This window comes from Chryseobacterium phosphatilyticum (genome assembly GCF_002899825.2).
Taxonomy (GTDB): Bacteria; Bacteroidota; Bacteroidia; order Flavobacteriales; family Weeksellaceae; genus Chryseobacterium; species Chryseobacterium phosphatilyticum.
The window spans coordinates 543,930-562,643 of record NZ_PPED02000004.1; the positions used below are offsets into that span (position 1 = coordinate 543,930).

Genomic DNA, 18,714 nt, shown 5'->3' on the forward strand with positions numbered 1-18,714 from the left:
TGATAACAAACTTAAACATTTTCAAGAAGATAATAAAATTTTTTACTGCCATAAAGTCATTAATTGATTTTTGGTAAAATATTTGTAATTTAGATAATGAATAAATGGCAACGTTGCCATTATTCTAATGAGATATATTATGGATTATAAGTTTTCACAAGGTTTGAGCCAGGTGTTCAAACAAAGCAAAAGCGAAGCTAAAAGGCTGAAAAGTGAATTTCTTAATACAGAACATCTACTTTTAGGTATTATAAAAACGGAAAACTCTGCAAAAGAAATCCTTCAAAACCTTAATGCGGATTTAACACAAATCAGAAGAAAAATTGAAACTCTAAATACAGCAAGTCTTAATCCTATTTCTGAAGAGGTTACCAATATTTCTTTCACCAAGATGGCAGATCATGCCATTAAACGTGCGGAGCTAGAATGCCGACAATATAAAAGCAATGAAATTAATACCGTTCACCTGCTTTTGGGTATTCTTTATAAGTATGAGGACCCTACTTCAAATATTCTGGGAGCTTATGACATCGACTATGAAGGAGTTTCAAGAGAGTACCAGACAATGCTTAAAAATTCCGGGCAGTCACCACAGATGAGTGCTTATGATGATGATGATGAAAGAGAGGAATTTGAGCAGATGAGAAAGCCTGCAGGAAATCTGGGCTCAGCAAAAAGTAAAACCCCAACGTTGGACAACTTTGGTAGAGATTTAACTTCTTTAGCAAGGGATGGAAAACTGGATCCGGTAATTGGCCGTGAAAAAGAAATTGAGAGAGTTTCTCAGATCTTATCCCGTAGAAAGAAAAACAATCCGCTTCTTATCGGGGAGCCGGGAGTTGGTAAATCTGCGATCGCGGAAGGGTTGGCTTTAAGAATTCAACAGAAAAAGGTATCAAGAGTTCTTTATGGCAAGCGTGTGATCACTTTGGATCTGGCAAGTTTAGTAGCCGGAACTAAATACCGTGGTCAGTTTGAAGAAAGAATGAAGGCGATCATGACCGAACTGGAGAAAAACAGAGATGTCATCTTATTCATTGATGAGCTTCACACTATTGTAGGTGCCGGAAGTTCTACAGGAAGTCTGGATGCCTCCAATATGTTCAAACCAGCCTTGGCAAGAGGAGAAATTCAATGCATCGGGGCTACTACTCTGGATGAATATCGTCAGTATATTGAAAAAGACGGAGCTTTAGAAAGAAGATTCCAGAAAGTGATGGTGGAGCCTACTTCTATTGATGAAACCATTCAGATCCTGAACCAGATTAAGGATAAGTATGAAGAGCACCACAATGTAATTTATACCCCTGAGGCGATTAATGCGTGTGTCAATTTGACATCAAGATATATTACAGACCGTTTCCTACCGGACAAAGCTATTGATGCTATGGACGAAGCAGGTTCCAGAGTTTATATTAAAAACATGAAAGTTCCTACTGAGATCATTGATTTCGAAAAGAAAATTGAGGATATTAAGGAACTGAAACAGAAAGCGGTTAAAGCTCAGGATTATCTTGAAGCAAGAAAGCTGAAAGATGAGGAAGAACGTCTTCAGATGGAACTGAATGCTGCTCAGGAGAAATGGGATAAAGATGTTAAGGAGAAAAAAGAAACCGTGAGTGAAGAGAGTGTAGCAGAAGTGGTTTCTATGATGAGTGGTGTTCCGGTAACGAAAGTTGGTAAAAATGAGCTTGATAAGTTGGCTCAGATGGACGAGAAACTGAATGGAAAAGTGATCGGTCAAGAAGATGCTGTGAAAAAGGTAGTGAAAGCTATCCAGAGAAACAGAGCAGGACTTAAAGATCCTAACCGTCCGATTGGTACTTTCATCTTCCTTGGTACAACCGGGGTTGGTAAAACAGAGCTTGCAAAAGTAATGGCCAGAGAGCTTTTCGAATCAGACGAGTCTCTTATCAGAATTGACATGAGTGAATACATGGAAAAATTCGCTGTTTCGAGATTAGTTGGAGCGCCTCCGGGGTACGTAGGGTATGAAGAAGGTGGTCAGCTGACTGAGGCGGTAAGAAGAAAACCTTATGCTGTTGTTCTTTTGGATGAGATAGAAAAAGCTCATCCTGATGTATTCAATATCCTGTTACAAATTCTTGATGAAGGACACGTTACCGATAGTTTAGGTAGAAAAATTGATTTTAGAAATACGATTATTATTCTTACTTCAAACATCGGAACAAGAGATATAAAAGACTTTGGGGACGGTGTAGGTTTTGGAACTTCAGCCAAAAAAACATCTTCAGATACAAGAGCAAGAAGTACTATTGAAAGTGCTCTTAAAAAAGCTTTTGCCCCTGAATTCTTAAACAGAATTGATGATATTGTAATCTTCAACTCTCTTGTACAGGACGATATCAAGAAAATTATTGACATTGAACTGAACAAATTGTATGGCAGACTTGAAAAATTAGGTTATAAAGTAGAATTGACTGAAGAAGCCAAAGACTTTATTTCTGAAAAAGGATGGGATAAAGATTTCGGAGCGAGACCATTGAAGAGAGCAATCCAGAAGTATATTGAAGATTTATTGGCAGAAATGCTAGTCAATAAACAATTAAATGAAGGAGAAACAGTCGTTCTTGATCTTAATGAAGCAAAAGATGCATTGGTAGGAAAAACACAGAAAGCAAAAAAATCTGCTGCTGAAAAGTCTTCTCAATCATAAACAAATAATTTATACCATAGAAAAGCACCGGAGATTTCCGGTGCTTTTTGTTTTAACAGGTCTTGGCTAAAGCCAGTTGATTTTACCATTGTAAGGAATGAGCCCAACCTTATTGTTGTTGTGTACTTACTCTACGCTTGAAAAGCAGACTGGGTAAATCCTAAAGCCCTACTACAAAACCTATATTGGGAATCAAGCCGCTTGAAAATGCACTTGTTCTTTCTTTATAAAGCACATTATACATTAATCCTAATTGCATAAAGGAATTATTTCCTATCCTTTGCATATATCCACCACCAAGATACAATGCATTTTCTTCTCTGTCATATTTATAATCATAGTATTTATCTCTATAATTAATAAAATAATGTTGAAAATTGGCGCCCAGATAAAACGATCTTCCGATATAGTAATTGGCAAATGGTCCTACTCCAAACATCGTTGATCTGAAATAGTCTGAGGTTTGCCAAGAAACACTTCCGACCACTCCTGCCTCCAGATCATTGGTAAGCCTGTAACCTACCCTTGGAGAAGCTTGCAGATAAAATGAGCTGTTACTACCAAAGCCCAGCCCAATTCCCCCTCCGAAGGTCCATTTATTGTTTTCCTGCGTTGGTGTACCGACTGAAATTTGTGAAAATAAAGTCCCTGAGAACATCAGTATCAACGGAATAATACTCTTTTTCATATGTTTATTTTTATTTTGTAATGGTCTTATTCACCAATGCATTAGTTATTTGGTGTAAATATTGGCGATATCAATTAATATCGTTTTTATCAATGCTTAAAATTATGGTTTTTTTACGAATTTTTTTAGTTGTATTTTTGCCGCATCAAACTAAGAACTCCCGTTAAGAGTTTCGTAAAATTGAAATACAATGAAAATAGTAGTAGGCCTCTCAGGAGGTGTAGATTCTAGTGTTACAGCATATTTGCTACAACAACAAGGCCATGAAGTTGTGGCTTTATTTATGAGAAACTGGAATGATGCTTCCGTAACGTTAGAAGATGAGTGTCCCTGGATTGAGGACAGCAATGATGCCCTAATGGTGGCACAAAAACTGGGAATCCCTTTTCAGGTCATTGATATGAGTGATCTTTACAAGGAACGTATTGTTGATTATATGTTCGCCGAATATGAGAAAGGAAGAACTCCCAATCCCGATGTTTTGTGTAACAGAGAGGTAAAATTTGATGTTTTTATGAAAACAGCGATGTCCCTTGGAGCCGATAAGGTGGCAACAGGACATTATGCCAGAGTCGACTCTACTTTTGATGAAAACGGAAAGGAGATTTTTCACCTTCTTGCCGGAAAGGATAATAATAAAGACCAATCGTATTTTCTTTGCCAGCTCAGCCAGGATCAGTTGTCTAAAGCATTATTTCCTATCGGAGAGCTTACGAAGCCTCAGGTAAGGGAAATTGCAAAAGAAATCGGGCTTGTTACTGCTGACAAAAAGGATTCTCAGGGATTATGCTTTATCGGAAAGGTAAGTCTTCCTCAATTTTTACAACAACAATTGAAACCGAATGAGGGTGAAATCGTAGAAATTTTCAAAGATTCACCTCTTTTTTCCCAAGAAATACCAACATTCTCTTCTAAAGAGGAGGAACTGAATTTTTTATCCAGAAAAATCGATTATAAAAAAGCTGACGGAAAAGTAATCGGAAAGCATCAGGGAGCTCAATTCTTTACCATTGGACAAAGTAGAGGACTTGGAATAGGAGGACATAAAGAAAGTTGCTTTATCGTTTCAAGAGATATGGAAAACAATATCATTTTTGTGGGAGAGGGAAGCCATTTTCCAGGACTTCACAAAAAAGCTTTGAAAATTGATAATTCTGAGCTGCACTGGGTACGTGAGGACATGAAGCTTCAAAATGGAGAATCTATGGAAGTACTGGCCAGATTCAGATACAGGCAGGCTTTGCAGAAAGCAACTATATATCAGTTTGAAAATGCTTTTTATATTGAATTTGACGAGCTTCAGTCTGCTATTGCTGAAGGGCAATTTGCCTCATGGTATATTGATGAAGAGCTTATCGGAAGTGGGGTGATTTCATAGAAGATTTGGGTTATTGGGATGCGTGTTTCGAGATACGTGATGCTGATGGCAGAATTTAGAAGTGGTTGTTCACTAAACCAGAAGTCAGACAAAAATTAAGAATCATACTTAATGATATTATAAAGCCCGAAGCATTTTGTTTCGGGTTGTTTTTTTATTGCTTACGTTGATCATTAGATGTCCAGCCCATTAGCAAAAATGCAATAATTAACTCTGCAATTAATATCATGGTTAAAAAACCAACCGGTTTTCCCAGCATGATTCCCCAGATCAATTTGATGATTCCCAAAGCGCCAATACCCATTAGAAAATAAAAAGTTGTCTGTGTAAATTTTTCTCCCAGCAATTTTACAATAAAAACGGAGAGATAAAACCCAAGCACCAAAATCATATAGAATTTTAAGAAATCTGGTCCTTTTAATGTTATCGGATTGAATGTCTGGCATTCCGTAATGAGCCATATAAAACTTATGACGACAGGTATAAAATGGACAAATAATTTTTTCATGATTCAATATTATTTTTAGGTATTCATTTCTATCCACCACAGCCTCCACAACCTCCGCAGCCTCCGCAACCTCCGCCACAGCCACCACCTCCGCTACAGCTACTTCCACCGCCACTACATCCTCCTCCCGAACCATCATCATCTCTATTTTGGCCATTATCTCCCTGAAATAGAGAGACTATTATCGCAAATAAAAAGATTCCAAGTAGAGAAAAAAGAATTCCAAATAAGGTAGTTAGCACTTCTCCAAGGCAGGAAGTCAGTGTCATCAGTATTGCAAATAATGGAACAAGGCTCAGTTTTTTCCACCATCTGATTTTTGTTTCAGACTTCACCTGTTGTGTCCAAATTTCTTCAGGGGCCTCAGACTGAAAAACCATCATATAATTTTTCAGAGTGTCTGAAAACCAGTCGGTATGTTTCATTTTTTCTGATTGCCCTCCCTTGGAAGGATGATGATGAAGAGGTCTTTTTAAAATATTGGGGCAAAAATCCTCCCAATAATTTTGAGTGTAGATCAGATGCATATGCCATACTTTATCTACAATTTTGCTGGGTGAAGCTCCATTCGGGAGAATACAACAGAGGTATATAAATTTTTTATATTCATCAATCGCCTTTCGGGTAAAGTCAGCACTCCAGTTTTCTTCTTTAGCCAATTTTTTCGAAAAAGGAAAATCGGCGTCAGGAGCGTCTAAAGAAAATCCGAGGATCCTGATCCATAGAGACTCGTCTTTTAATAAGATATTCGTTTCCATTGTTTTTATTTTAATTTTTCTACTCAAATATCTTTTGAATTAAAAATATAAAAGTCTTCCTTAAGTATTTTTTGGTTTGATAAAAATCTTAAATTCGTCTTACAAAACAGAGCAATGAAAAAAGAAGATATTCTACATCTGGAGAAATTGATGAACTTCCTCAGCAGGCAATTTTTAAAAAAAAATCATTGGGAAGATGTTACCAAAACCGAGTGGTCTTACATTGGTTCAGAGCTTAATGACCTCATTACCAACGACCATGTGGAAAAAGAGATCAAAAAAAAGCCTGACCTTCTGGGAACAAATTATCTGTATGAGCATTTGATTATCAATAAACTAAAGAAATTCAAACACCATGAAAATGCTCAATTAAGTAAACCTAATCTTGCCAAACTCAGCCTGATTGTTAAAGTACTCGGATATTCAAATTATCTTGATTTTATTAATTCCAATACGGAGTCTTTCAACTTTAATGACCTTAGAATTGATATGAATAATGTAAATTTAAATACCGTTCTTTTAGATCGTTTGGTTGGCTGCTGGTACTCTTATAACCGAAATCTACCGGAAAACCCTTCCCTGGCGAAAGAAGACAGGATCTGGCGTTCTGCCATGGAAATTTATAAATCTGAAACTACCGGAGAATATTTTATCGAAAGAAGTGGCGGTGACCATCATAAATATTTTGGAAAAGTAACGGCTTATTCTGACTATGTATTTATTATCATGAACAGTAATACTTTTATCCGGCAACGGCACTTTATTTCAAGAATTAAAGATATTAAGGAGAAGCTAAAAAACCCTGAATATAAACTTCATGAGCTTCATTTTATAAGTACTTGTATCAGCTTCAATCAGGAACCTATCGCCTTGTTTGAGATTTTTCAAAAAGCAGACCGAAAAAGCTTTATCTCAGATTCCATCAGCTTCCCGATCGATAGTGATGAGATTCCGGCGTCTATTTTAAAACAACTTGAAGATACTGAATCTAACAGGATTGATTACAGGTAGTTATAGGAGTTGAAAATAGAGAATTAATATACGAAATCCAAAACCGGGATATATCCGAAAGGTTTTTCTATGCTGAGAATATATTTAAATATTTAAAATCAGCGTATTACAGCAATAATTCATTAATTTAATTGTTCTAATTATAATCCCCAAACAATCTTAAGATGGAGTATTATGAGCTGTATGATGTATTGAAAAGTCATTTTGATTCCGGAAAAGGAAATGTGGAGATCAGGGATTTAAATGTAAAAATTGAATCTGTTCCTTTTGTTTCTAAAGCTTCCGGGCTTCTTCATGGTTCGGGAAGTCAGGACTGTGAAGAGCATCAGTTGCCGCTTGAAATAAATGAAAAAGCCTACCTTCACTATAACCAGCCCTCCGTAGATAGTAAAGATTTTGATATAGAATGTAATAAACGTTTTGACTATTATATTCTGAAAAGAGCAGATATCGAAACCGCCAGGGGTTGCATCATTTTTTTCCACGGATTGAATGAAAAGAAATGGGATAAATATCTGCCATGGGCTTATGAATTGGCCCAGAAAACACATAAAGCGATCATTTTGTTTCCCATTGCTTTTCATATGAATCGAGCAGAACTTATCTGGAGTGATCGTCACCAGATGACACAAATTGTTAATTTCAGGAAAAAAAGATATCCTGAAAACACGAACTTCTCTTATGTAAATGCTGCCATAAGTTCCAGACTTGAGGCTCATCCGCAAAGGGTTTTTTGGTCAGGATTGCAAACCTACTCTGATATCATTGAAGTGGTAAGGGAAATTAAAATGAATAAGATAAAAGGAATTTCCCAGGATGCGAGTCTGGATTTTTTCGGATATTCTATCGGATCATTTCTTTCTTTGATCATTAAAATGGCTGATCCTGAGCAACTTTTCACCCAATCTAAAGTGTTTTGTTTTTGCGGAGGAATGACTATTGACCGGATGTTTCCTATTTCAAAATATATTATGGACGCCCAGGCAACCATTAAAATGCTGGCGGTATTTACTGAACTATTAAGTTCCGATTTCAAATTTGATGATCGGTTAAAACATTACCAGAATGAGAATCTGCACCCTGAAGAAAGTTGGTTCAAAAAGATGTTGCGCTACAATTATTTCCAGTATGAAAGAGAAGAAAGAATTCGTGAAATTCAGTCACAAATCAAGGCTTATGTACTGGAAAAAGATAGCGTAGCACCTCCCATAGAAGCATTAAACACCTTACAGGGCGGTTATCGGAATATTAATGTAGCCGTTGAAATAAAAGATTTCCCTTATGAATATTCTCATATGGTTCCTTTTCCGCTGACCTATAAACATCAGAAGGAAGTTACCAAAGCTTTTCATGAATTTACAACATCTGCAAGCAATTTCTATAATCAGTAAAACCTTTTTCGGGTTAAAACATGGAAAGAAAAAGTTTAAAGATTAAAAGTATGAGATCCATGGTGTTATTGTTTTTAAGGTTAAATGTGTAGTAAAGTTAGGATGATCAATCTGAATCTTATCTACTTAGCTTACCAGCCATTCTTTAAAGTCCTTCACCCGATCGCGGCTTATGGTAATCTCTTCCTGAGGCTGAAATTCGAGATCTACTTTGTAATAAGGTGAAGTATGAATATTTTTAATATAATCCGAATTGATAATGAATTGTCTGTTCACACGGAAAAATTTTTTGCCATCCAGAACGTCTTCCAACTCATCCAGAGTAAAATCTGAAGGATAAGTACGTTCTTCTGTTTGAAGGTACACTATTTTATTCTCGCTGAAAAAACAGCTTATTTCCTCTGTTTGTACAATTTTCAGGTTATATCCGATCTTTACCAGCACTCTGGAAAGAGTTGATTTTTCTTTTTTGATCAGTTGTTTGATATCCTGTGAACCCACTGTATTCTCAGCAGGAATAAATGATTTGAATTTCTCTATAGCCCCGGAAAGATCATCTTCCATAATAGGTTTCAAGAGATAATCAATGCTGTTTAATTTAAATGCTTTCAGTGTATACTGGTCAAAAGCTGTGGTATAGATGATGAACCCTTTGGTAGGAACTTTCTCAAATATATCAAAAGAAAGCCCGTCTCCGAGAACGATATCAGAAAAAATAAGTTGTGGATGCTCATTTTCGGTAAACCATTCCACACCTTCTTCTACAGATTCTATTTTAGCAACAAGTTCAATTTCAGAAAAGTTATTTAACATTCTCTCTAATTTCCTTGAAGCGGGTTTTTCATCTTCAATAATGACAGTTTTGATCATTGAGTTCCTGATTTTAGTTTAAAATTCTGAAATAAAATTAGTCAAAAAAATGCTTTCTTAAAACTTAAGTGGTTCTTTTGATTTTCTCATCTCCTTTTCTATCACCTCTTTTTCCCATTCAGCATCAAAAAGAAATAGTTTAACTGCTTTTACAGTCAGAATGATTCCCCAGATCACCAGAATTACTGAACCGTCCCAAAGTGAAAAATTGAAGATCCCCTTTTCAAAAATATCATCAAAGAAAATAATGAATGCAACAATTCCGAACCATAAAACATGTTTGTAAAATTTCTTCAGGTCGTGTACTCTTTGTTGTGCTTGATTGTAGTCCATTGTATTAAGTTTTTAAAAGTATTGTTAAATTTTAAAGTGTTTTGATGTTTTTCCTGTCTTCATCCATTAACTGTTTTATTTTTCTTTCTTCCCACTGTTTTCCTAATCCAAAAACACTGACGGCATGAAATGTAACCCCTATTCCCCATCCTAACATTGGCCATAAAAACCATAAATACCCGGGAGCTGTCATAACATTTAATATGGCCAGAAAAGGAATAATAACACAATAAGAAGTAAGGTTTCCGTAAAACCCCTTTAATTCTTTTACTCTTCTTGTTGCTTTTCTGTAAGCTAATTCGTCTTTGTTGGTGAAAGTTTCCATTTTTTAATTTTTTAAAATGAGTTGTTTGTTTTTGTTGAGACAAATGTATGGCAGTAAACCACCTCAAATCAATTTTATCTTACCGAATGGTAGAATATGAATACTGAACTGTAAAAATGTTAATTCAGCGGATGTTCTTGCTTTCTTTACATGGAATTTTTGGTATCCCCTTTAAACTTCCAGGCCAATATTCAACTTCAAAAGAGCGTTCTATCTCAATAAATAAAGGGAATCAGTTTCTTTGTTTTTTTTCTGTATTCCAGATACTCTTCCCCAAACTGTTCTATCAAAGCTTGCTCTTCTACTTTTATTCTATAAGCAAATGCTAAAAACGGAGGAACAAAAGCCAATGCTAATGACAGCCAGTTATTTAAATATAATCCAAGCCCAAGGGATGTAAGCAGGGAAAAAGTATAAGAGGGATGTCTGAGATATTTGTAAAATCCTTGTTTCTTGATTTTATGATCTTGTCTTATGGTCACATCAACAGTGAAATACTTTCCCAGAGACCTTATCATTATAAATCTGAAAATTATTCCGATCAGAATCAACCCTTCCCCTAGGTAAGAGATCCAGGATCCTGAGGCAATGGGAAATGTAGAATTATAAGAACTAATAACTGCTGCCATAATAGAAAATGGAATAGCAAGCCATAAGATATTAAGGGTAGATTTGTCTTTATCCTTTCTATCTCCTCTATCTGATTTTAACATATTTTTGTAAAGGAATTCACTGAGAAACCATGCCACCATGGAAATGGTGAAAAGAATTGATAGGGTATTCATTTCATAAAATTTTATTAAAAATAAATGATTGAAAGGGTGGTAAAAAGAATTTGTAATATGGCAGAATTGCGTTCATTACTTATGTTTTCTCTTTTTTACTTAGATTCCTTCTGCTTGCCCATCATCTCTTTGATTTTTCTATCCTCCCATTTCTTTACATAATTGGATTTGGGTAGAAATACAGTTATACCGTGTGCTACAAGTCCAATTCCCCACAACGTTGCGGTAAAGAAATTTTTAAATTGGAAATACGATTCTCCAGGTTCAAGCTCTGAGTAATTGTAAAAGACAATAAGAATATTTACAACCAGATAGGCAAATAGATGCGTATAAAAAGCTCTTAAACTCTCTACCTGTTTTTTGGCTTGCTGATATTGAATATCATTTTCGTCAAATGTTTCCATTGTTTCGATTTTTTTGTTGATCCATTATTTCTCTTATTTTTTTGTCCTGCCATGAGTCTCCGAGTCCAAAAATCCGGAGTGCCCGGAATGCCAGTGCAATTCCCCATCCAATGGCCGGATACCAGAACCAGTGATTTCTGGTTCCCGTCATCAGGTTGATAAAAACAAGAAAAGGAATAATAATGCAGTAAGAAATAAGGTTGCTATAAAATCCCTTTATTTCTTTCACTCTCTTTTGTGCCTTTTTGTAAGCTTTATATTCATCTTCAGGTTCTTTATTGATAGCGTTAGGTTTATCTGATAACATCGGAAGTTTTACTTTAAAATAATTTTCGGATTTTTCAATGAAAACATTCCTTTTGGTCAGTAAGGAATATCGTTGAACAATATTACTCAGTCCTATTCCTGAGCTCTCTTTAATTTGTTCTCTTACCTGCAGGTTATTCTCAATACAAAGCGTATCACCATCGGAAAATATTCTTATCATCAATGGTTTTGACGAAGTGGCAAAATTATGTTTGATACAGTTTTCCAATAACAGCTGTAATGAAAGTGGAACTACGTAGTTACGGTAATTTTCTTTTTCTACTTCAAAAGCGAAATCTACACTATCTTCAAATCTTGTTTTCAAAAGATCACAATATATCTTTGCAAATTCTATCTCATCTTCTACTGTTACCAGCTCTTTATCTTTTTGTTCAAGTACATAGCGGTAAATCTTTGACATTGAAGCTGTAAACTTTTGGGCCTGCTGAGGATTTTCATCAATTAACGAACTTAAAACATTCAAAGAGTTAAAAAGAAAATGAGGATCGAGCTGGTTTTTTAAACTCTCAAACTGTGCGTTGGCAGACTTGGCAATAAGCTTTTGTTCTACCACCTCTTTTTTGGAAGTCTTTCTGAGCTCTTCCATGAATCCTTTAGCATGAAGAAAGGTGGTAATCAACAGGGCAATATTGATCATAAACCAATTGGTAAGCCCATATTTGCTTGAGAAAAAATCTTCGATCGTTGCGGTTTTCTGAATCACTACATAATTCATAAAGTTGCAAAAATAGACCAGAATAAAGTTTCCGATAACAATGGAAATAATACTCAGGACAGCTCTTGTTCTGGTTGCTTCAGACCACGGAAATTTTTTATTGAGATATTCATTAATAAACCCGTTTCCAAACCCCAATACAAAAGAATACATTGTTGATAGCAACAAAGTGATCATAAAAGTATGAAGATCTTTGCGATCATTAAAGAACAAAAAGAAGAACAATGTTGTTCCTAATGAGGTCCAGAGAAGTATTATACCATATTTACGCTTCATGATTCGTTTTCTTAACTCAAAATTAGTTTTTATTAAAGGTATCAAAAATTATTTCTTACCGAAGGGTGCTTTTTCATTCCTGAACGGGACAAAAAAGCCTTCACTGAATGAAGGCTTTTATTAAGATTATTTTGTTGCTTCTACCGGCAGACTTATAAAATATTCTGCTTCGGCTTTCCCCCAGTTCGGATCTAAAGATGTTTTCGGTTTGTAGGCATTAAATTTTGCCAATGCAGCTTTAAATTGCTCCACTCCTTTGGTTTTACTTCCTCCATATTGTTCCGGGGTAAAATAGGTATCTTCTGCTTTAATCAAAGCTATTCTCGGATTGCCCGGATCCAGTTTCTCAGCAATATTAAGTTCTTCTCCAGCTCTTGCTCCATCCGTCATGTAGCGTTGCTGAGGATTTACCATCATTCGCATAGAATAAGCCATTTTTCTTAATAAATGAATTTCAGCATTATCAGCTCCTGCAAGATTCTGCGCCATCCCCAGGTATTTTTCGGCCTGCGCAGCAACCCCATCGAGATCCTGCATCTGTCCTCCGCGCATCATAATTCTTCCTTTCTGAATTGAGGCAAAAGCAGCATAGTATTGCGGAAGCCATTGAGAACTTTCTTTACTTCCTATCCTTTGAAAATCATTGGCCAGGGTCTGAAAGTCTTCTGCTGTTTTGCAGGTTTCAATTTTTGCAATTTTCTCAGTCATTATTTTTTCATAATCTGTCTGAGCAAAAGCACTTAAGCTCATAAAAGCTAAAGCAAAGCTTAAAAGGTATTTTTTCATACTGTTCATTTTAAAAGTTAGTAATAAGGTTCTTCGAAGTTAGTTTTTTTATAGATTATTATTGATAGCGTCTTGTGTTTTATCTGCTCCGAAGCTTATAAAGGCTCCCACAAATATAAACGTGTTGACCGGAGGAACTACTGCCGAGCTTCTTGTTCCATCTACTGAAAAATTATAGCCATACACATTTTTCGACCCCAGGACATTGGTAATACTCAGTACGAACACCGTAAATGCCCGCGCATCCTTTTTTCCAAGATTGGGAAGATAATTGATACTGAAATTAAGTGCGTTATAATCCTTCAGTCTTCCTTCATTTCTGGTATAATTGACTGCTTTTCCATTATCATAGGTAGAAGCAATATCATAGTAAGGTCGCCCTTTGGCATAAGTGTATGACAGGTTTGCTCCAAGTTTCCATTCAGGAATAAATCTTTTTACTACAGCTGAAAGGGTGTGCTCTGCTGCAAAACCTGGTTTGAGACTCACCGGATAATTAAGAAAATCTCTTTTTGAATCCAGGAATGAATAGGTAATCCAGTAATCGATATTCTTAAATGTTTTTTTATTATCTCTCCAGAACAATTCAAGTCCTTTGGCATAGCCATAACCATCATTATTCATGGCTGTTTGTACCTGTTGGTTTTGTTCTTTGTCTGGTGTGACATTAAATGTTTTAATCAACTGATCATATTTTTTATAAAAAGCCTCGAAACGTAAGGTTCTTCCTTCGGAAGCTCTCTGAATCTGAAAAATATAATGTTGTGATTTTTGAAAATCCAGATTCGCCGATCCGTTAATATACTTACTTTCGGGATTCTGATAAAAAAGACCGTATGCAAAAGAGGTTGTCCAGTCTTTGGCAAACCGATAGGCCAATGCGAAACGAGGCGCAATATTCGTTTTATTCAAATAGGATGAATACTCTGCTCTCACTCCTATCTTAGCAGATAATGCATTGCTGAAGCCCAGATCTGTCTCTGCAAAAGCTGAAGAAATCAAATCTTTATACCGTTTGTTCACCTGCTCAAAGTCTAGTTTTTCATTCGTGTTGTTGAACTCCAAACCACCCCTTACAGCACTGATCCTGTTTATTTTTCTTTCCAGAACAGCTTTGAAATTGAGATAGTTTCCATCTGTTAATAATCTGGTTTTACCTGATTCTACTTCGTTGGTTTCGGTAGAGAAGTTAAGATCTGATTTGTTATATGAGTATGATCCCCCCACATTGAAAAGGTATTTTCCGAATTTCTGTCTGAAGGAGAGATTGTGATAGGTGTTTGCTCCGTTCAATCTTACCAGGGCAAAATCATATCCGGGTTCAAGACTCTCTGTTTTCACACCCATTTTGTTGGAATTATACATTCCATAGTATTTTAAAAATCCTCCTGATTTTGTTTTAATTCTAAAGTTGAAATCACTGTTCAGTCCTTTGGGAGCTTCAATAAAATTAGTATTAAAGTTAAAAACCTTTTGCATCAGATTCAGCATTGAATATCCCAGCGTCGCTCCGTAGGAATGGCTTTTATCTTCACTAAGACTCTGAAAACCAGCACTTAAAAAGATTGGCGAGATTCCAAAATCATAGGAACTCTGATCCGGAAGGTCAACACTCTCCAGTAATAAAGCCCCGGAAAGAGCCTGTCCGTATAAAGCAGAATATCCGCCGCTAGAGAATATATTTCCTTTAAACAGAGAGGTATTGAACTGATCCCTTCCTGCAATTCCCGGAATAGAATTGGAGAAGTAGTTGTTGATAAGGCTGCCGTCCATAAAAATTTTGGTTTCCGTTCCTGTTCCTCCTCTGATGAACAGCCCTTCAGTACCTCCTACTTTCTGTACTCCCGGAAGATACGTTAAAGCTGAAGAAATTTGTCCGTCAGCACCGGCTGTAGTATAGATATCAATCGGAGAAAGCAGTGCCGTAGCTCTTTTTTTATCACTGGCCTCGATAGAGCCCGCAGAAACGACTACGGCATCGATTTCACTGATTTGTTCTTTAAGCTGTACATTCAACATTACCTCCTGGTTGTCAATAACAATACTTCTTTCCACTTCTTCATACTTGGGATGAGTAAATGTTAATATGTGATTCCCTTTTTCAGTCGTTTCAAAAGAAAAATTTCCCTGAGCATCGGTGGTTGCACCATCATATGAATCTTTTAAAGTGACATTTACTTCTCCTATTCCTTTGTTTCTATAGGTTACTTTTCCTGAAACTTTCATCTGAGAATATCCCAGTATAAAAGCAAAAGAGGCAATAAGAAACAGGATTTTTTGTCCTTGAGTTTTCATAGTTTTTAATATCTGGATCAAAAATAATATGAAAAATGCCTTCCTGTAAAAAAATAATTACTGAAAGGCATTCTTTTGTGTCCGAATGGTAAAAAGGGCTGGAAGTTACTCTTAGTTATAGATACAGATATTCACTAGCCAATCAATTGGTTTTAAATGAAAGATCTTATTCTTTATAACCTTCACGACTTCCTTCTTCTATCTCCCCGCTTCAGGCTTCCTGCCTGAATTTAATTACTGAATCGGAATACAAAAATCCACAATCATTTTTCCTTCGGGATGTTCCTTAAAGTTGGAATGATAGATTTCAAAAGGAAATGCTTTTCTCATTGAATAGTTGTGCTCATTCATCCATAAAAATAAGGATACCCAGCACTGTTCAAAATCGTTGAGTGTCACTTCACCGTTTCCGACTATAAATCTTCCCGCGTCAATGGTTTCGGAAAAGACTTCTCCTTTGGAATCTTCAAGCTTTTGATCCAGGAGCAAGCATGCATGAATCCTGACTTTATCCGGAGGTGTTACTTTGAAACTGTCATGATAAACAGAAAGCATTTTGATATTTTCCCGGGGAAACAAGTTTTTCATTTTTGCCCAATCTATCAATACATTGAATGAAGGCTCTACATTCGCAATTCCTAAGCTCATTACTGCGGCCAGATTCATTTCCGGCAATTCTTTCACTTCGATTTTTAAGTTCATTGTTGTCCAATTTAACAGGTTTTCTATATTGCAAATGTATTGGCTGAAAACCGTATCGACTTGTCCGTTCTTGCGGTCTGTTTGTAAAATCTTGTGGAATGTTTCAGGAGCTTTTTTCCGAAATTCTGAAGGAGGTAGCCCATAATATTTTTTAAATGTTTTGCTGAAAACCGAGTGATTTGAAAAGCCAAGATCAAAATAAATATCTTTGATTTCCATTTCTTTCTTTACTGCCAGAAAAAAAGCACTTCTCTCTGTTTTTTTTCTGATGATATAATTCTGAAGGGTTTCTCCTGTAATGAGTTTAAATATTCTGTGAAAATGAAAAGGCGAGTAAGCACTAACCTCGGCAATCCTTTCAAGAGAGAGGTCTGCATCCAGATTTGCATCAATATACTGGATGGTTCTGACAATTCTTTTTTTATATTCTTTCAATTCAAAGCTGTTAATTGACAAAGGTATCAATCCGAATCATACCCGGCTTGTCTTTTGTTGCTCTTTTTAAGTCTTCTCATTTTTTATGGCAGAATACACAAATAAACTCCCTACCATCGCTAAAACAGAAGCCAACACAAAAGGAGCCCCACTGAATATAAAAGGAGCATACCCAGATGTAAAATAAGCAAACACGTTGGTCATCAACAAGGGTCCAAAAACAGCCGTAATACTCCCGATACTGGATAATCCTCCCTGCAACAATCCCTGTTTGTTATCCTGCACTTTAGAGGAGATCAGGCTTTGAAGGATAGGGGTTGCCATTCCTCCCAATGCATAAGGAATCATCACTACAAAGGCCATCCATGATTTATTAATGAGTCCAAACAAAAACAAACTGATACAATAAATCAACAGACACATGATGATTGACTTCTTTTGTCCCAATTTATTAATGAATAAGCCAATGAACAATCCTTGGGTGATCACCATTAAAACTCCAAAAAACCCTAATGAATATCCTATCATATCAGCTTTCCACTGAAATTTTTCCATCCCGTATACATTCCATGTACTTTGCATAGCATGACCAGACAATGCAATAAACACAAAAGCAATGATGAGAGAAGGTGCTAATATTTCTTTTTTAATACTTTTTATAGCACCTATAGGATTGGCTGTTTTCCAGGAGAATGGACTTCGATTGCTCTCTTTAAGTGATTCAGGAAGGATAAAAAGGCCATAAATAAAATTGACAAGGCTCAATGCTGCAGCGGCATAAAAAGGAATTCGCTCTCCATACTGTCCTAGTGCGCCTCCAATCACAGGGCCTATTATTAAACCAAGGCCGGCAACAGCGCTTATCATTCCAAAATTCTGACTCTTCTTTTCGGGCGTACTGATATCTGAAACATATGCTGTAGCTGTCGTCATACTGGACCCCATAATTCCCGCGACTATTCTTCCTACAAATAACCAGGTAAGATTGGGAGCCATTGCAAGGATCATATAATCTATGCCCAGTCCTAATAATGACCACAGCAATAAGGGCCGCCTCCCATACCGGTCGCTAAGACTCCCCAGAACAGGGGCAAAAATAAACTGCATGAAAGCATATATCGATATGAACCATCCAATATATTGGGTGGTCTTACTTAAGTTCCCATTTGATAATTTTAAAATAAGAGTCGGCAATACAGGAGCAACAATTCCTATCCCAATAATATCAATCAGAATGGTAATGTAGATAAAAACAAGCGCGTACTTTTTTTTCGTAGCCATCATAAATTTTATTCTTTTAATAATGGAAATATATTATTTGGCCATTGCAGCATTCATCACATTTTTAATTACCTGAGCGAGGTAATTGAAATTCTGATTGATAAAGAAATGATTTCCATTAACAATCTGACATTCACAGTTGGCAGTGGTGTAGTTTTTCCAATTTCTGATGTTGAGTGCATATTGCTCATTTTTCCCCATTACGGCATAGACAGGTGTCTGTATTTTTCCACTAAACGGTACATTTTCTTTGTTTTCCAGCAATCCGAAATCTGCTCTGAGTACCGGCTCAAAAAAATCTAATAATTCTCCTATTTCCATTACCTCATCAGATAAGCCTCCCAGTTTTCTGACCTCCTCAAAGAACTCTGCTCTTGGTAGACCGGCAATAGGTGGATTATTTTTTATATTGGGCCCGGGATATCCTGTAGCCACAAAATATTCCGGAGCGTCTGCATTATTTTCCATGGTATGGCAGATTTCAAGCCCCAGAATGGCTCCCATACTATGACCATAAATCATATAGGGAACTTCTTTTTTCCGCTTCATTTTTATTTGGTTCAGCAGATTTTCAACTGCAGCGTGTTTATTTTTCAGAAATGGTTCTGACATACGCCCTCCTCTTCCCGGAAGTTCCGGGGTCTCTATTTGAAAAAGATTTTGCAAATTTTCAACTAAAGGGCGGAAAGAGTTTCTGTCTCCGCCTGCATAATGCAATAAAAATATCTGTGGTTTTGATGATATGGTTGTGTTCATAAGGTTTCTCTAT

Annotated in this window: 18 protein-coding genes; 4 read left to right on the plus strand and 14 right to left on the minus strand. The window is 36.3% G+C overall.

Translation table 11 applies throughout. The annotated features are described in order from the left end of the window. The first annotated feature begins 139 nt into the window (after positions 1-139). Positions 140-2,677, plus strand: coding sequence for an ATP-dependent Clp protease ATP-binding subunit (locus C1631_RS18205; protein WP_103246739.1), 2,538 nt, complete (start codon positions 140-142; stop codon positions 2,675-2,677). 160 nt (positions 2,678-2,837) lie between these two features. Here C1631_RS18205 and C1631_RS18210 read toward each other — a convergent pair whose 3' ends face one another. Further along, positions 2,838-3,365: a transporter gene (locus C1631_RS18210; RefSeq protein ID WP_103246738.1), complete on the minus strand. Its 528-nt coding sequence runs from the start codon at positions 3,363-3,365 to the stop codon at positions 2,838-2,840. 190 nt (positions 3,366-3,555) lie between these two features. On the opposite strand from C1631_RS18210, the gene mnmA reads away from it, so the two are divergent. After that, a complete protein-coding gene (gene mnmA / locus C1631_RS18215; RefSeq protein ID WP_103246737.1) occupies positions 3,556-4,743 on the plus strand; it encodes a tRNA 2-thiouridine(34) synthase MnmA in 1,188 nt (395 codons plus the stop codon). Positions 4,744-4,897: 154 nt separating this feature from the next. Here mnmA and C1631_RS18220 read toward each other — a convergent pair whose 3' ends face one another. After that, entirely contained in the window at positions 4,898-5,251 is a 354-nt protein-coding gene (locus C1631_RS18220; protein ID WP_103246736.1) for a hypothetical protein, read from the minus strand. A 29-nt stretch (positions 5,252-5,280) separates the two neighbouring features. After that, positions 5,281-6,009, minus strand: coding sequence for a glycine-rich domain-containing protein (locus tag C1631_RS18225; protein WP_109713639.1), 729 nt, complete (start codon positions 6,007-6,009; stop codon positions 5,281-5,283). A 114-nt stretch (positions 6,010-6,123) separates the two neighbouring features. On the opposite strand from C1631_RS18225, the gene C1631_RS18230 reads away from it, so the two are divergent. After that, a complete protein-coding gene (locus C1631_RS18230) occupies positions 6,124-7,020 on the plus strand; it encodes a hypothetical protein (RefSeq protein ID WP_103246735.1) in 897 nt (298 codons plus the stop codon). 164 nt (positions 7,021-7,184) lie between these two features. Continuing rightward, positions 7,185-8,411 (plus strand): DUF6051 family protein, encoded by a 1,227-nt coding sequence (locus C1631_RS18235; protein ID WP_109713641.1) that lies wholly within the window; start codon positions 7,185-7,187, stop codon positions 8,409-8,411. A gap of 126 nt (positions 8,412-8,537) precedes the next feature. Here the strand turns inward: C1631_RS18235 and C1631_RS18240 are convergent, their stop codons facing one another. From C1631_RS18240 to C1631_RS18290, 11 genes are all read right to left on the minus strand, one after another. Continuing rightward, a complete protein-coding gene (locus C1631_RS18240) occupies positions 8,538-9,281 on the minus strand; it encodes a LytR/AlgR family response regulator transcription factor (protein WP_103246733.1) in 744 nt (247 codons plus the stop codon). A 57-nt stretch (positions 9,282-9,338) separates the two neighbouring features. Continuing rightward, complete coding sequence (locus C1631_RS18245) at positions 9,339-9,614, minus strand: 2TM domain-containing protein (RefSeq protein WP_103246732.1); 276 nt, start codon at positions 9,612-9,614, stop codon at positions 9,339-9,341. A 31-nt stretch (positions 9,615-9,645) separates the two neighbouring features. Next, positions 9,646-9,939 carry a 2TM domain-containing protein gene (locus C1631_RS18250; protein ID WP_103246731.1) on the minus strand — a complete coding sequence of 98 codons (294 nt, stop codon included), beginning with the start codon at positions 9,937-9,939 and terminating at the stop codon, positions 9,646-9,648. 215 nt (positions 9,940-10,154) lie between these two features. After that, on the minus strand, positions 10,155-10,724 hold the full coding sequence (locus C1631_RS18255; protein WP_103246730.1) for a methyltransferase family protein: 570 nt from the start codon (positions 10,722-10,724) through the stop codon (positions 10,155-10,157). A 95-nt stretch (positions 10,725-10,819) separates the two neighbouring features. Next, positions 10,820-11,128 carry a 2TM domain-containing protein gene (locus C1631_RS18260; RefSeq protein WP_103246729.1) on the minus strand — a complete coding sequence of 103 codons (309 nt, stop codon included), beginning with the start codon at positions 11,126-11,128 and terminating at the stop codon, positions 10,820-10,822. Next, the gene (locus C1631_RS18265; protein WP_103246728.1) at positions 11,115-12,446 is read right to left on the minus strand and encodes a 2TM domain-containing protein; all 1,332 of its coding nucleotides are present in this window, start codon (positions 12,444-12,446) and stop codon (positions 11,115-11,117) included. Before C1631_RS18265 ends, C1631_RS18260 begins: the two co-directional genes overlap by 14 nt. A gap of 126 nt (positions 12,447-12,572) precedes the next feature. Then, positions 12,573-13,232: a hypothetical protein gene (locus C1631_RS18270; RefSeq protein ID WP_109713705.1), complete on the minus strand. Its 660-nt coding sequence runs from the start codon at positions 13,230-13,232 to the stop codon at positions 12,573-12,575. Between the two features lie 48 nt (positions 13,233-13,280). After that, positions 13,281-15,527, minus strand: coding sequence for a TonB-dependent receptor (locus tag C1631_RS18275; protein ID WP_103246727.1), 2,247 nt, complete (start codon positions 15,525-15,527; stop codon positions 13,281-13,283). A gap of 234 nt (positions 15,528-15,761) precedes the next feature. Continuing rightward, positions 15,762-16,664, minus strand: coding sequence for an AraC family transcriptional regulator (locus tag C1631_RS18280; protein WP_165828332.1), 903 nt, complete (start codon positions 16,662-16,664; stop codon positions 15,762-15,764). A 66-nt stretch (positions 16,665-16,730) separates the two neighbouring features. Next, entirely contained in the window at positions 16,731-17,948 is a 1,218-nt protein-coding gene (locus tag C1631_RS18285) for a TCR/Tet family MFS transporter (RefSeq protein ID WP_103246725.1), read from the minus strand. Between the two features lie 30 nt (positions 17,949-17,978). Beyond that, positions 17,979-18,701 (minus strand): thioesterase II family protein, encoded by a 723-nt coding sequence (locus tag C1631_RS18290; RefSeq protein WP_103246724.1) that lies wholly within the window; start codon positions 18,699-18,701, stop codon positions 17,979-17,981. Positions 18,702-18,714: the final 13 nt, after the last annotated feature.

Coding starts and splice junctions, on each gene's coding strand:
- C1631_RS18205 (WP_103246739.1), top strand. CDS start 140: ATGGATTATAAGTTTTCACAAGGTTTGAGCCAGGTGTTCAAACAAAGC.
- C1631_RS18210 (WP_103246738.1), bottom strand. CDS start 3,365: ATGAAAAAGAGTATTATTCCGTTGATACTGATGTTCTCAGGGACTTTA.
- mnmA (WP_103246737.1), top strand. CDS start 3,556: ATGAAAATAGTAGTAGGCCTCTCAGGAGGTGTAGATTCTAGTGTTACA.
- C1631_RS18220 (WP_103246736.1), bottom strand. CDS start 5,251: ATGAAAAAATTATTTGTCCATTTTATACCTGTCGTCATAAGTTTTATA.
- C1631_RS18225 (WP_109713639.1), bottom strand. CDS start 6,009: ATGGAAACGAATATCTTATTAAAAGACGAGTCTCTATGGATCAGGATC.
- C1631_RS18230 (WP_103246735.1), top strand. CDS start 6,124: ATGAAAAAAGAAGATATTCTACATCTGGAGAAATTGATGAACTTCCTC.
- C1631_RS18235 (WP_109713641.1), top strand. CDS start 7,185: ATGGAGTATTATGAGCTGTATGATGTATTGAAAAGTCATTTTGATTCC.
- C1631_RS18240 (WP_103246733.1), bottom strand. CDS start 9,281: ATGATCAAAACTGTCATTATTGAAGATGAAAAACCCGCTTCAAGGAAA.
- C1631_RS18245 (WP_103246732.1), bottom strand. CDS start 9,614: ATGGACTACAATCAAGCACAACAAAGAGTACACGACCTGAAGAAATTT.
- C1631_RS18250 (WP_103246731.1), bottom strand. CDS start 9,939: ATGGAAACTTTCACCAACAAAGACGAATTAGCTTACAGAAAAGCAACA.
- C1631_RS18255 (WP_103246730.1), bottom strand. CDS start 10,724: ATGAATACCCTATCAATTCTTTTCACCATTTCCATGGTGGCATGGTTT.
- C1631_RS18260 (WP_103246729.1), bottom strand. CDS start 11,128: ATGGAAACATTTGACGAAAATGATATTCAATATCAGCAAGCCAAAAAA.
- C1631_RS18265 (WP_103246728.1), bottom strand. CDS start 12,446: ATGAAGCGTAAATATGGTATAATACTTCTCTGGACCTCATTAGGAACA.
- C1631_RS18270 (WP_109713705.1), bottom strand. CDS start 13,232: ATGAAAAAATACCTTTTAAGCTTTGCTTTAGCTTTTATGAGCTTAAGT.
- C1631_RS18275 (WP_103246727.1), bottom strand. CDS start 15,527: ATGAAAACTCAAGGACAAAAAATCCTGTTTCTTATTGCCTCTTTTGCT.
- C1631_RS18285 (WP_103246725.1), bottom strand. CDS start 17,948: ATGATGGCTACGAAAAAAAAGTACGCGCTTGTTTTTATCTACATTACC.
- C1631_RS18290 (WP_103246724.1), bottom strand. CDS start 18,701: ATGAACACAACCATATCATCAAAACCACAGATATTTTTATTGCATTAT.